General features: G+C 54.4%; 9 protein-coding genes. All 9 read left to right on the top strand.

Translation table 11 applies throughout. The features are described 5' to 3' along the window. The 9 genes from LG203_RS00220 to LG203_RS00180 all read left to right on the top strand — a co-directional run bounded on the left by LG203_RS00220 (nt 1) and on the right by LG203_RS00180 (nt 14,823). The gene (locus LG203_RS00220) at nt 1-771 is read left to right on the top strand and encodes an energy transducer TonB (protein WP_230343990.1); all 771 of its coding nucleotides are present in this window, start codon (nt 1-3) and stop codon (nt 769-771) included. Between the two features lie 55 nt (nt 772-826). Then, nucleotides 827-1,570 carry a MotA/TolQ/ExbB proton channel family protein gene (locus LG203_RS00215; RefSeq protein ID WP_230343989.1) on the top strand — a complete coding sequence of 248 codons (744 nt, stop codon included), beginning with the start codon at nt 827-829 and terminating at the stop codon, nt 1,568-1,570. Beyond that, nucleotides 1,567-1,992, top strand: coding sequence for an ExbD/TolR family protein (locus tag LG203_RS00210; protein ID WP_015830400.1), 426 nt, complete (start codon nt 1,567-1,569; stop codon nt 1,990-1,992). The genes LG203_RS00215 and LG203_RS00210 overlap by 4 nt, the downstream gene beginning before the upstream one ends. Nucleotides 1,993-2,237: 245 nt before the next feature. Next, complete coding sequence (locus tag LG203_RS00205) at nt 2,238-4,715, top strand: glycogen/starch/alpha-glucan phosphorylase (RefSeq protein ID WP_230343988.1); 2,478 nt, start codon at nt 2,238-2,240, stop codon at nt 4,713-4,715. A gap of 100 nt (nt 4,716-4,815) precedes the next feature. After that, entirely contained in the window at nt 4,816-5,493 is a 678-nt protein-coding gene (locus LG203_RS00200; protein ID WP_230343987.1) for a DUF4197 domain-containing protein, read from the top strand. Nucleotides 5,494-5,672: 179 nt separating this feature from the next. After that, nucleotides 5,673-6,188, top strand: a complete 516-nt coding sequence (locus LG203_RS00195; RefSeq protein ID WP_230343986.1) for a sigma-70 family RNA polymerase sigma factor — start codon at nt 5,673-5,675, stop codon at nt 6,186-6,188. Next, nucleotides 6,185-7,126 carry a FecR domain-containing protein gene (locus LG203_RS00190; RefSeq protein ID WP_230343985.1) on the top strand — a complete coding sequence of 314 codons (942 nt, stop codon included), beginning with the start codon at nt 6,185-6,187 and terminating at the stop codon, nt 7,124-7,126. Before LG203_RS00195 ends, LG203_RS00190 begins: the two co-directional genes overlap by 4 nt. A gap of 150 nt (nt 7,127-7,276) precedes the next feature. Beyond that, the gene (locus LG203_RS00185; RefSeq protein WP_230343984.1) at nt 7,277-11,251 is read left to right on the top strand and encodes a TonB-dependent receptor; all 3,975 of its coding nucleotides are present in this window, start codon (nt 7,277-7,279) and stop codon (nt 11,249-11,251) included. Beyond that, complete coding sequence (locus LG203_RS00180; protein WP_230343983.1) at nt 11,251-14,823, top strand: autotransporter outer membrane beta-barrel domain-containing protein; 3,573 nt, start codon at nt 11,251-11,253, stop codon at nt 14,821-14,823. The genes LG203_RS00185 and LG203_RS00180 overlap by 1 nt, the downstream gene beginning before the upstream one ends.

Below are 14,823 nucleotides of genomic sequence, written 5' to 3'. Positions count from 1 at the left end.
ATGAGGCTGGTAAAGCCTTCATTCCAACCAGCGCAGGCGCCGATCGCCATGATCCGTGGCTTGAAACCGCGTGGCGGCAATCACGGTGGGCAAGCGCCATCGCGTGCTTCCTATTCGGCCTTGCTGGCCGTGTTGCTGGCACATGCGACGATATTTGCCGCAGTGGTCTGGCTCAAGCCAGAAGAAGTGCGTATCGAACAGCCTGATACCCCGATGGTGGTGAATCTGGTGAGTGACCCCAAATCCATCACTGAAGAACCTCAGCCTGAGCCCACGCCGCCCAAGCCGGAGGTCAAGATTCAAAAGCAAAAGCCGGTCAAGCAACAAGTCAAACCCACGCCCATTCCGCAGCCTCAAGTTGCCGAGCCACAGCCTGCCGCTCCGGTTGAAGCACCGCGTGTGGTAGAAGACGTCAAGCCTAGTCCGCCGCCTCCGCCTGCCGAAATCGTGGAAAAGGCGCCTCCGCCTCCGCCCCCTGAAACGCATGAGCCAGAACTGGTCACTGGTGTAGCCTATCTATATGAGCCTGAGCGCAAATATCCGATGTTGTCCAAGCGCCTGAAAGAAGAAGGCAGGGTCAAGATGAAGGTGCGCATTTCAGCGACTGGCATTCCGGAGGATATTCAATTACTGGAACGTTCCGGATTTGAACGATTGGACAATGCGGCGGTGGATTGGCTGAAAGCAGCCCGCTTTACGCCTTATCGCAAAAATGGAAAAGCAGTCAGTGTTTACGCTATCGTGCCCATGAGCTACTCACTGCACGATTAGTGACCAGTTATTAATAGCATCATCATTATTTAGTTAAAACAAGAAGGAATATTGCATGCAAAGCGGTTATGAGTTTAATAGTCTGGCCTTTATTACCGATGGCGGCGTGGTTTCGATCACTGTTGCACTCTGTCTTTTGGTCATGTCTGTCGCCAGCTGGTATCTGATTATTGTGAAGGGGGTCCAGTCCTTGCGCCTGCGTGCAGCGTCGCGCAATTACAGTCAGCGTTTCTGGGATGCCAGCTCGCTGGAGGTCGCCATCCGTGAAAACGGTGTCTCCACCCCGATGTCGCGCCTCGCCAATCAGGCCGTCGAAGCCGCAGAACACCATCAGCGTCACGCCTCCAAGCGTCTGGCGGATGCCTGCAATCAGGATGAATTTGTCGCACGCAGCATGCGTCGTGTTATCAGCGATGAAGGGGCGCGTCTGGAAAACGGCCTGACCGTCTTGGCATCTGTCGGCAGCGTCTCACCCTTCGTTGGTCTGTTTGGTACCGTGTGGGGTATTTATCACGCGCTGGCCAGCATCAGCATGAGCGGTCAGGCGACACTGGACAAGGTAGCCGGCCCGGTAGGGGAAGCGCTGATCATGACGGCATTTGGTCTGGCAGTGGCGATTCCTGCGGTGCTGGCATACAACGCCCTGGTGCGCAGCAACCGTGTGCTGATGGCGCAACTGGATAGCTTTGCCAACGATCTGCATGTCTTGCTGACCACTGGTGCTCCACTGACCCATGGCAATACGCCAGGAGAAAGCGCACTAAAGCCCCAGAGTCACCTTAAAGAGGTGACGGCATGATAGGTTCAGGCAACGGTTTTGGCTCGGGCAGTCATTCTGCTCCCATGGCTGAGATTAACACTACGCCGCTGGTGGATGTGATGCTGGTGCTGCTGGTGATTTTCATCATCACCGCACCTTTGCTAACCCACGCTGTGCGCATTGATCTGCCGCAAGCCAGCAGCCAGCCTCTTCCAGAAAAACCCGAGTCGTTCACCATCTCGATTGATAACGCCGGACAGATATACTGGAACGATACGCCCTTAGTTGAAGGCGAACTGGTGCTCAAGCTCGAGCAGGCTTCCAAAAAAGAGCCGCAGCCTGATATCAATCTGCGTGCCGACAAGGAAACCCGCTATGAAGTCATCGCCAAAGTCATGGCAGATGCCAAGAATGCGGGCGTGCAAAAGCTGGGATTTGTTAGCGAGCCTGCTGCAAACTAGGCTTGATCCCCTATCCTCTGTTGCAACAAACCCCCGCCTGCTGGTGGGGGTTTGCTTTTGTGCTATTCACATTCGCACATAAAACGGGCTTGTTTTTTGCTAGACTAGATGACAAGTCGTCACTGTGCGCTGCGCGCCTGCTGCTATTTTGAGTGGATTTTCCTGCCAGGGAATGTCATCTCCAGATCACGGTGGGCCGTTAGCCTGTACTGAATCTCCAGATATATGACAGGAATCTAACCGCCATGATAAGTTCAAATGCGTCCCAGCCTTCCGAGTTCACCCCCACCGTTACCACTGAAAAAACCCCGATAGCACAGGCTTTACAGAACCACCTGATTTTTTCGGCATTCAAAACCAGTGCAACGGCAACGCCTCGCGACTGGTATGCCACGACGGCCCATACCGTTCGCGATCACGTGGTGGAACGCTGGGTCAAAACATCCGAGGCGTATCAGGAACGTGACCCCAAGCGTGTTTATTACCTCTCACTGGAGTTTCTGATCGGGCGCATGTTGTCCAATGCTGCCCTAAATCTGGGCATAGCACCGGAAGTGAGCGAAGGCCTGCACGCGCTGGGGCGTGATATGGAGCAGGTGGTGGAGATGGAAACCGACGCCGCACTGGGCAATGGCGGCCTGGGGCGTCTGGCCGCCTGTTTTCTCGACTCCATGGCAAGCATGGATATTCCCGGCACCGGCTATGGCATTCGCTATGAATATGGCATGTTCCGCCAATCCATCAGCCATGGTCAGCAGATAGAAAATCCCGACAACTGGCTGCGTTACGGCAATATCTGGGAGTTCCAGCGCCCTGAGAGCACCTATATCGTGCGCTTCTTTGGGCACGTGGTGGAGTTCCCCACCGAGCATGGCCTTGAACATCACTGGGTGGATTCCGAGGCCGTCGTCGCCATGGCCTATGATGTGCCGATTCCCGGTTATGGCACGGAAACCGTGAATAACCTGCGCTTGTGGTCGGCCAAGGCGACGCGCGAATTTGACCTCATGCATTTCAATGATGGCAATTACGAAAAAGCCGTGGAAGAGCGCAATGCCACTGAGAATATCTCCAAGGTGCTCTACCCGAACGACACCTCGGTGTCGGGCAAGGAGCTTCGCCTCAAGCAGCAGTATTTCTTTGTCTCCGCCTCGATTCAGGACATCTTGCGTCGCTTTCTTTCTAATCATCACGACTGGAACATGCTGCCGGAAAAGGTGGCGATTCAGTTGAATGACACGCACCCCGCGATTGCCGTGGCCGAAATGATGTATCAGCTGGTAGATGTGCACAGGCTTGAGTGGAGCCATGCCTGGAAGCTGGTGGTCAAGATTTTTGCCTATACCAATCACACGCTGATGCCGGAAGCGCTGGAGACCTGGTCAGTCGATCTGTTTGGTCGTCTGTTGCCACGCCATCTGGGCATCATCTACCAGATTAACCATGAATTCCTGCAGATGGTGAATCACCGCTTCCCTGGAGATACCGATCTGCTGAGCCGGGTCTCCATCATTGATGAAACCCACGGCCGCCGCGTGCGCATGGCACATCTGGCCGTGATCGGCAGCCATACCGTCAATGGCGTGGCGGCACTGCATAGCGAGCTGCTCAAAACCACCTTGTTTGCCGATTTCAACCGTATTTATCCCGGCAAGTTCATCAATATCACCAATGGCATTACCCCGCGCCGCTGGCTCAACCAGTGCAACCCAGGACTTACCGCCTTGCTTGCCAAGGTGATAGGCGAGGGTTTTCACAAAGACTTGAGCAAGCTGCAAGGCATCGTGCCTCTGGCCGAAGATGCCGATTTCCGCCAGGCATTCCGCGAGATCAAGTTGCAGAACAAGATCCGCCTTGCGGCCCGCATTACCAAACTCACCGGCATCAGCCTCAATCCCAACAGCTTGTTTGATGTACAGATCAAGCGCATACACGAGTACAAACGCCAGCTGCTCAACATGCTGCATGTCATCACGCTGTACAACCGTATCCGTAGTGGCAAGGCCGACAGCATTACGCCGCGCACGGTAATTTTTGGCGGCAAGGCGGCACCTGGTTACTGGATGGCCAAGCTGATTATTCGGCTGATCAATGATGTGGCTGCCATTGTGAATGACGATCCTGCCGTAGGGGACAAACTCAAGGTGGTGTTTTACCCCAACTATGAAGTCTCCGCCGCTGAGTTGCTGTTTCCCGGCAGTGATCTTTCTGAACAAATTTCCACGGCAGGCACCGAAGCCTCTGGCACTGGCAACATGAAAATGGCGCTGAATGGCGCTCTGACCATCGGTACGCTGGATGGTGCTAACGTCGAAATCAAGGAGGAGGTTGGCGACGAGAATATCTTCATCTTCGGCCTTACGACACCGGAAGTGGCCGATCTCAAGGCACGCGGCTACAACCCCTGGGATTATTACCATGGCAACGAAGAGCTGCGTCAGGTACTGGATATGATTGCCGGTGGCTTTTTCTCGGTGGATGAGCCTGACCGCTACCAGCCGATTTTTGACACCCTGCTGCACAAGGGCGATAACTACCTGCTGCTGGCCGATTACCAGAGCTATATCGATGCCCAGGATGCGGTCAGCAAGCTGTATCAGGATCAGGAAGAGTGGACACGCCGTGCCATACTCAATGTCGCGCGGGTAGGCAAATTTTCCAGTGACCGCACCATAGGCGAATACGCCAACAACATCTGGAAAGTGCATCCCATCCGCGGTTGATCATTATCAAGCCGTCATAAAACGACAGGGCGTGCAAGCTTGCACGCCCTTTCTTTTGCGGTAGACTGTGATTCCTTCATGCCCTTTATGGATGTTCATCATGTCCCGTTTGCTCACTGCCCTGACCCTGCTTGTTTTTACGCTGAATGTACACAGTGCTGACCTCAGCGCGTTGAGTAACAAGGACGCCAGCAACGGCCTCAAGGAAGCCCTGATCCAGGGCGCCGGCAAGGCTGTGGGTAAACTGGGTGCGGTGGATGGTTTCCTGAATAATCCCCAAGTGAAAATCCCCTTGCCGGATAACCTGAAGAAAGCCGAAAAAGCCATGCGCATGTTTGGCATGGGGGACGAGGCGGATGAGCTCGTGCTCAAGATGAACCGCGCCGCTGAAGCCGCCGTGCCGGAGGCCAAGACCTTGCTGGTCAATGCCGTCAAGAAAATGAGTGTGACTGACGCCAAGAACATCCTGACCGGGGGCGACGATGCCGCCACCCAGTACTTCAAGCAAACCACCTCCGGCCCCATGGCTGAGAAATTCCTGCCCATCGTTAAAAAAGCCACCGAGAATGTTGCGCTGGCCCAGCAATACAACAAGTTTGCCGAAATGGGCAGTCAGTTTGGTCTGGTGAAAAAAGATCAGGCGACGCTGGAGCAATATGTGACTCAGAAAACGCTGGATGGTGTTTACCTAATGATGGCCGAGGAAGAAAAAGCCATCCGCAAAGACCCGATGGGACAAGCCAGCAGCCTCCTTAAAAAGGTGTTTGGAGCGCTCTAATCATCTGCCAACCAAGGTGGTTGTTTATAGCCATCTTGGCTGTTCCTGCTGGCTGACTACAGCCATTAGCAACCATTTGGATAATGCTATTTATTTTAAATTGTATAATAATCAATAGATTGTGAAGCTGGTATCCATTTTGCACTAGCAGCTCTAATTCCACGAAGTTAGAGCTGACCATGCAAGTGATTGAGCAGCACGATTTAATTCAACGTTTATATCAGGATCATCAGTTGTGGCTGCAAGCCTGGCTGCGTCGAAAGCTGGGGAACCCTACCGGCGCCGCAGACTTGGCGCAGGACACTTTTCTGACCTTGCTTCTCAAGCGAGATCTGTCTGCCATACTCGAACCACGGGCTTACCTCGCGACTATCGCCCATGGCTTGATGGTCAGCCAACTGCGCCGCAATGATCTTGAGAAGGCTTATCTCGACGCGCTCATGCACGTTGCGCCTACCGAAGTGCCTTCGCCTGAAACCCGGGCCATGGTGCTCCAAACCCTCATCAAACTTGATCAAATGCTGAACGGCTTGCCCGCGCATATCCGCAACGCCTATCTGATGTTGCAGCTTGAGGGACTCACTTATCTGGAAATCAGTCAGCGTTTGGGCGTATCCACGCGCACGGTGGGCAGTTACATCAGCAAAGCACTGCTGCATTGTCTGCTTGTAAAACAGGATGCAGGATGGGTATGAAGGCCTCGGATGCCCTCGTCGCAGCCACTCGCTGGTATGCCAGGCTGGCAGATGAGCACGCAACTTCGCGAGACCGTCAGCTCTGGCAAGCCTGGCTTGATGCCAGTGCAGAGCATCGGGAGGCCTGGCGTCAGCTCGAGTCGATCAATCAGCAATTTCGTGAAATCTCCCCTGATATCGGTCTGGCAACCCTTGCCGTGCCATCGCCTTCTCGTCGCCGGGCACTCAAGCAACTGGCGGGGATTTTGGCGATTGGCATACTTGGCGCTTATGGCTGGCGCGCCCAGCCATGGCAGGAGTTACTGGCCGATTACGATACCGCGATTGGGGAGCGGCGCGAACTGGTGCTGGAAGATGGTACCCGCCTGGTGCTGAACACGGATACCACGATCAATATCGAATACAGCGCCGAGCATCGTGTTGTGCAACTTCTGCAAGGCGAGTTGCTGATTGAGACCGGCCATGCTGACCCGCAGAATCGGCCATTCAGCGTGCATACCCGCTACGGCAGAATCACCGCGCTTGGCACGCGCTACATGGTGCGCGATACCCAGGACTTCAGTCGGGTGAGCGTCTTCGAGGGGGCGGTGGCGATTCGGCCGACTGCCGGTGGTCAGGTGCGCATGACGTTATACCCTGGTCAGCGTGTGGATTTCAACGATGAGACCATGGGTGAAGTCGCAGCGGCTCGCGCCACCGATAGCGCCTGGAGCAAGGGCATGCTGGTGGCTTATGAAATGCCGCTGGGCGAGTTTATCAACGAATTGGCGCGCTATCGGCGCGGTCGCTTGCAATGTGATCCCGCGGTGCAGGCACTGCAGATTTCTGGCGCTTTCCCCCTCGATGATATTGAGTCTGTGCTTCAAACCTTGGTACGCACTCTGCCGGTAAGGGTAGAAAGTTTTACCCGGCTTTGGACGACCATCCGGCCAGCTTGAGCTAAGCGTCATCATCACACTGCAAATTTTTTTCTGGTTTATCTTCCACTTTTTTAATTTCGTTCGGCATACCAGCAAAGACTTGCTGGGAGAAAAAGCGTGCTGAACAAGTGTTGCATAAACAAAATCCATGGAAAGACCGGGTTGGGAATGTCCGGCTGGCCTTACCTGCTGGTGCTCCAACTGCTTGGCATGCCACCGCTCGCAGCTGCCGCCGAACCCATCAAAACCGGTCTGGTGCAAAAAGACTATGCCATTGCCCCGGGCAGCCTGAGCGATGCGCTACCGTCCTATGCTGCCGAGGCGGGGGTGATGCTGGGGTTTGATCCCTTGCTTACCCGCAACAAGAAAACGCAGGGTCTAAAGGGCCACTACAGTATCGAGCAAGGCTTTTCGACCCTGTTGCAGGGAAGTGGCCTGGAAGTGATTGAAGAGGGGGCCGGAAAATATAAACTTCAACGTGCTACCCCAAAAAACGACGATGCCAAGACACTGCCCGAGATGGGAGGACAGGGCGGCGTGCTCAAGCTGAAAGAGATCGAAGTACGTGCCCGACGCCTGCAGGATATTGGTCCCATGCCGGGACTTGCGCTTACCAAGGAACAAATCGCAGGCAATATTCAGAGCATTTCTGCCAAGGAAATCAAGGAAGCCAATTCGATCAGTCTGGCCGAGCTGCTCAACTCCAAGCTGCAATCCATTAACGTCAATGATTACCAGGGTAATCCTTTTCAGATGGATATCAGTTACCGCGGATTTACTGCTGGCCCGCAAATCGGCACTCCGCAGGGCTTGAGCGTGTTTTTTGACGGCATCCGCGTGAACGAAGCGTTTGGTGATGTGGTGAACTGGGACATGATTCCCATGAACGCACTATCCAGCTTTGATGTATATCCGGGCTCCAACCCTTTGTTTGGCTTAAATACCCTGGGTGGCGCCTTGTCCATGCGCACCAAAAGCGGTTTCGAGTTTCCAGGTGTTTCCGCCAATGTGCTGACCGGTTCTTATGGCCGCAAGCAGTTCCAGGGCTCAGCAGGCTGGAACAACGGTAGTATCGCCGCGTTTGGTGCGGTGAATCTTTTCCTGGAAGATGGCTGGCGCGATAACTCGCCCAGCAAGGTCAACCAGGCATTCGGTAAGCTGGAGTGGCAAGGCGACCGCCTGGGCATTACCTTGTCCTCGCTGGCCGTGGTCAACAAGCTGGTGGGCAACGGCACCGTGCCGCAAGAACTCTATCGGCAGGATACCGCCTCCGTATTCACCTCCCCGGATGAAACGAAAAATACCCTGTTTCAGACGCAGCTGGCCGCCGCGTTTGATATTACCGACCAGATCAGCCTGACCGGTCAGATTTATCACCGCACCAGCAAGCGCAACTCTACTACTGGCGACATCATCGATCAGGAAACCTTCAGCAACGCAGACAAAGAGTATCACATGTGGGGTACCCGCTTGCCTGGGGAGGGAACCGGCTTGCAGTGCGCCTATACGGATAGCAACCGTGATGGCATCCCTGACTATTTTGTCGTGTCGGAGATGAATTACATTGAGTTTATCAACAAGCTGAATAATGGTGTCACCGATTACTCTTTGCTGGAGTTCAACGGTGCTTTGCCAGCACAGTTGCAACAAGACTTGCAAACCAATTTCAGCAAAGGGGTCTGGGATGTCTTTGTCAATCCGGACACCAATGGAGTACAAACCTATAACTTCATGACCTTTGGTCAGGGCATGAATTTTTTTGACGACGATGGCAACTCCAAGTATGCATTCGCCGCCCCTGCCGCCAATGCCAACGCATGCCGCAGTTCACCTGCGGACTGGAATCAGGGCATGATCGCATCAGAACCAAGAAAGGATAGAGATGGTGCAATCGACAATAGTACGGGCGTGGTTAAAGGAACCCCTACGGCGGTGCTCACCAACTCCAACATTCAGCAGACTTCGCAGGGGATTAACCTGCAGCTGAATTTCAATTTTGACCAGCACAAGTTCATGTTCGGTGCTGCTCTGGACAAAGCAAAATCGAGTTATCTGGGCAAGTCGCGCCTCGCACTGATGGATAACCAGCGCAATGTCTACAGTGATCCCAGCCAGTTGGGTGAGGAGTTCTATGCAGGCTCCACTGATCTGACCATCAATGACTTTTTTGGAGACTCCACCACACGCAGTCTTTATTTCAGCGAGACATGGTCGCCGACGCAAAATCTGCATTTGTCGGCATCGGGGCGTTACAACACTACCCGCATAAAAAATACCCTGGCGCCCACGAAGGCGGAGCGCCGTCTCGAGGATCTGTTCTATCTCAATCGGTATTTCTATGGCGTCATTTGTCCGGGGACCGATTTGTCCGAGTGTCCTTATAGCCTGGATGGGCCGGTCAATTCAGTCGAGTACTGGAACAATCTGGTCACGCCTAATATTCGCGAGCAGTTCGGATTCAATGGCAATCTGCTGGATCGCTATGCTACCGAAAAATTTTCTTACTATTCGTTTAACCCCTCACTGGGAGTCACCTGGCAAACCCGGCCCAATCTCAATCTTTACGCAAACTGGAATCAGGGTTCGCGCGCGCCTTCCGTCGTCGAGCTGGGGTGTGCCTGGGATGGTACGCTGGTCGAAACCAGTACGGGACTTTTGCCACGCAGCCTGGCGGAAGGCCGTGGCTGCAAATTACCCAGCGCCTTGTCCGGCGATCCGTATCTGCCCCAGGTCAAAGCTCAGACCATAGAAGCGGGCGCGCGTGGTCGCTTCAAGGACTTCATCGAGTGGAACATCAGCGCCTATCGTACTGACCTGCGCAATGATATTTATCTGGTATCCGCCACCAGTGAACTGAGTTTTTTTCAGGACATTGGAGATACGCGTCGGCAGGGCATTGAGTTTGGCTTGTCAGGTGAATATGGCCGCTCGGACTTCCGGGTGAACTATTCCCTGACGGAAGCGACATTCCAGTCCTATTTCAAAATGGTCAGCGCCAACAACAGCTCGCGCACAGTGGATGTGTATTCCACCGACTACAACATGATTCAGGTAAAACCAGGCAATGTTATGCCCGGTATTCCCTTCAATAACATCAATTTCAACTGGGGTTACAAGGTCACACCAGATTTCAAGATCAATTTCAATGTGGTCGCCCATAGCGGCTCCTTCCTGCGTGGTAACGAAAACAATGCCCATACACCCAGTCAGGGACGTCAGGTCAGCTACGGCAATGTGGTCACCACCTTGCCGGATAATGATTACTCCGGCACCGCCCCTGGCTATGCCGTGGTCAACTTCAATGCCCGCTATAACCTGGGCAATGGCTGGTCGGTGCGTGCGCTGATCAACAATCTGCTGGACAAGCAGTACTACACTGCGGGTCGCCTGGGTATTTCGCCGTTTGCGCCTTCGACCATAGGCGCTATCGGGCCGGGCGGTTTCAACTACAACTCCTCGGAATGGGTGCCTACACAATTTATTTCAGCAGGTGCACCACGCGGGGTCTGGTTCTCTCTCAATTACGATTTCGACGCCTCACGCAAATATGAGCCGCCGCCTTCCAATCTTTCCATGACGGATCCAGACCGCACGCTGGAAACGCCTAGCACACTGCCCAATCAGGCAGAGATGACCCTGATGCGGCAACTGGATGACATCAAGGCCGTGCCGGTACTGCAATCCGCCCGTGGCTCGGTAGAAAAAGCAAAACAGCAGGTGACCCAGGCTCTGCAGCAGTGGCAACAGGCGATCGCCGGACAGGATTTTGAGCGCTACCTTGAACGTTACGCACCAAGCTACGCGCCGCCTGGTCGCAGTCGTAACCAGTGGGTAGAACAGCAAAAAATGGCCTTTATTGCCTCCAGTATGAAAAACGTCGAGATGCGTGATCTGGTGATTGCGTCGCAGGGCATGCGCATGGTGGCTGTGTTCAGCTGGCTGCAGGTGCGTGAAGGCATGCAATACCGCGAACGCAAGGTGATTTCATGGGAACAGCGCGATGGCGAGTGGCGCATCGTGCGCGAAAATGCCGTCCCCATGGGCCGGCAACCGCTGGCTGATGCGCAGCAACCCGGCGCCGTAACCTTGAAGCAGCCCGCCCTGGCGGCTGCCAGCAACCGCTCCGCGAAGGGAGAATACTAATGCAACGCTTTACCCTCAAGCCCTGGACTCTGCTGGCATTGCTGGCTTTCATGACCGTGCGTAGCCCGCTGTCAAATGCCGCCTGCGTTGATAATGGCGATGGCACTCATACCTGCACGGGAACTTCGACAAACACCGATCAACTTATACAGGGACAGGTGACCGTGGATAGCAGTAGCGGTGCTGCCACGCTGGAAAATACCGGGACCGACCCCAGCCTGGAGGTCTCTCCAGGTGTTTATGGAACCAACATTACGCACACCACCAGCGATGTGGGCGCGAGCGCAGCCGTGACGGCCACGGGAGGCAATGCCGTGACCATCAACAATACCGGCGCCAACATTACCCTGGATGGTGGATCCCGTGTTTATAATGCCGCTGCCTGGACCACGGACAGTAGCGGTTTGCTCTATAACAATGGGGTGTTGGCGGGTTATGCGGCTGCGATTCGTGCAGACAGCCTGTTGCCAGAACTCACTGTGACGAATACGTACGTGGATAACAAAGTGTTTTATCCTCTGACATTCGATAATGGGATACCGGCAAGAATTACGGCTACCGGCAGCTATACCGCTTCTATTCTTGCTAACAATGCCAGTACAACCCTGAATAATACGGGTGTGGTTGCTGGCAGCATGGTGACTTATGGCGGCGCTAGCATGCTGGCACCCTCCTTGCTCGACGGTACACAATATGCCACCGTGCTGGAAGCAGGTAAGACAGTCCTCAATATTTCAAGTTATGGCGCGTTGGTCGGCGATGTCATGGTGGTTGACCGTAATCCGCTGCTTACTCAGGCCCAGACGGATGACAGTAGTCTGGTCGTGGCGTATTCGGCGACAGATGTCGGTCCGCGTGATAGCGAGATACATCTTGATCAGGGCAGTATCTACGGGAGTCTTTATCTGGGGTCGGGCCGGCATGAGGTCAACATGACCAACAGCTCAATCACTGGCGGTATCTATGTTGATCAGCGGGATTCTCAGGTCATCGACGTGAGTGGGGGTGTCGCGAGCACCCTTTATAACGTCCATGGCGATCGCAATTTTACCTTGAACTCGACGACGACAATTTCGGGTGGCAACTTGGGTAATGTGGTGATCAACGATGTGGCCGGGGCAAACAATACCGTTAACTTTGCCGGATACATGAATTACATGACGACCTCGGTCTCGGCCAATGGATTAGGCAATAACATCTACAACTTCAATTGTTATGAAGCCAACAACTTTACCTATCCGGATACGGTGGTTACCAACCCTTCCTGTGGACTGGCTGGCAGTGTGAGCGGGTTCAGCGAAGTTAACCTGAGTGGCGGATTTACCGCGCTTTATACCACGCTGAATGTCAGCGGCGATATCACCATCGATAGCCGGACACTGCTTGACAGCACTGCCACCCTGACGGCTGCTAATGTCGTGGTCGGACAAACCGGCAAGCTGGAGGCTAGTGGTATCACTGTCGGCATCAATAACGAGATCGGCAATATTATCGGTAACCTTGTGAATTATGGGACGGTCAATATTGGCGATGCCACCTTCAATGTGAGCGGTAATATCAGCATGATGGCCGGTTCATACTTTGTCATGGCGATTGGCCCCAACCAGACGGGGCTGCTAATTGCTGGTGGAAGTACCACATTTGACAGCAACTCCATTATTGCTCCGCGGCTTACCCGCTATTCACGCGCGGTGCGCGATGGCGATACCTTTGTCGTGGCGAACAATGCCAGCGGATTACCACAAGTAGACAATACCAATGGTTTCCTGCAGTGGGATGTCAGCCTGAGCGGGACCGATCTCTTGCTGATTGCTGACGTTGGTGTGCCCGCCTCCATGCGCGCCAAGGTGTCTGAAGCGGCAATCCGGGCGGTGGACAGTCTGTTCCAATATAAAGGGGATGCGCAGTTGCCCACCGACCTGCAAAAGCAGTTGTTATCACTGCGCGATGATAATGCTGCCTCGGCCGCCGAGCGCTTGCGTCCTGAGATCCATGATGGCGCTTTGCGCACGGTGATGAGTAACAGCGACAAGGTATTTGGCATGTTGAATACCCGGCTGGTGGATACCTACCTGAGCAAAAACCAAGGCATGGCTTCGCGCGAGACGCAGGAAATTCTACCCGGCAAGGGTCTCTGGGTGCAGGGTTTTGGTGATCGTGGCATTCAGAAAAGCCAGCAGGGTATTGATGGCTACAATGTTTCTTCGGCCGGGATGGCATTTGGTCTGGATCGGGAATGGGACGGCGATGATAGCCTGCGTGTGGGGGCGGCTGCGGGTTATGCGCGCAGCAATATCACCAATAGCGGGTATACCGTCAACAACCGCAACGACATCAATAGCTTCATGGCAGCCGCCTATGCGGCCAAAACCTGGGATGGCATGTATCTCAATACAATGCTGGGTGCTGGTCTGCACACTTACCAGACACGCCGCCAGTTGATCAATCATACGGCGACAGGCCGCCATGACAGTTGGCAATATTCGGCGCGGATGGAAGCTGGCTGGCCCATGTTGTGGCGGGATGACGTCACGCTGATTCCAATGGCATCGTTGGCTTACAGCCATATCCGCGAAAGTGCTTATGAAGAGAATGGCAAGTTTTCGCGCATGATCGTAGATACATCACGTCCTGACATCGCAGAACCCATTCCGGTTTATGTGAATGGCATGCCGCAGTATGCGCTGGATAGCTCGCCAATCAATCTGGCGGTGGACGCGCGCAGTTTTGATTCCTTTCGCGGTGGTGTGGGTGGCAAGGCCATATACAGCCTGCAGCAGAAAGACTGGTCTGCCGAGATCGAGTTGAGAGCGCTTTACCAGCATGAGTTTGGCGATCTGGCGCAGGATGTCACATCACGTTTTCTGTTCAGCAATACCCGCTTCGTCAGCCCAGGCCTGAAGCCTGATCGCAATATGTATGCGCTGGGGGCCACAGTACGCCTGACGGGAGATGATGAGCGGGATCAGCTAACATTATTGACCAGTTACGATGCCGATATTCGGGATGCCTATTTTGGCCAGACCATGAGCCTGGCCCTGCGATATGACTTTGATCAGGGCCCGCGTTACCAGCGCCGTGCCGAGTTCGCCCTGCAACGTCAAAAATTGCGGGACCCTGTGCTTAGTCATGTGCAGGCGACGGATCAGGATATTGCGGGCCTGCATAAAGCCATGCAGCCGGTGGAAAGCGCTGCCGAGCACCTTTCTCCTCAGGAAAAGGCGCGCCGTCAGGCAATTGAAGCTACCCTGCAGACCTGGATGGTGGCAATGGCCAACCGCAACCTCGATACCTATTTCAGTACCTATGCCGCTGATTTTGCGGTGAGCGATGGCCTGACAAGGCAGCAATGGGAGCGCCAACGCCGGATGGAGTTATCCAGGGATGGCGTGATGCAGGTGCGTATGGCGGATTTGAGTATTGAACCCAATGGTGAACGCATGCTGGCACTATTTACGCAAACGCGGCAGGAGAACGGCCATGACGAGGCCGTGCAAAAAGTGGTGGATCTGGAGCAGCGCGGAGGCCGTTGGCTGATTGTGCGCGAAGACAGCATTCCACTGAACGAGTAA

It is taken from the genome of Methylovorus mays (genome assembly GCF_020531915.1).
Classification (GTDB): domain Bacteria; phylum Pseudomonadota; class Gammaproteobacteria; order Burkholderiales; family Methylophilaceae; genus Methylovorus; species Methylovorus mays.
This window is presented reverse-complemented; position numbering and strand designations above follow the sequence as displayed.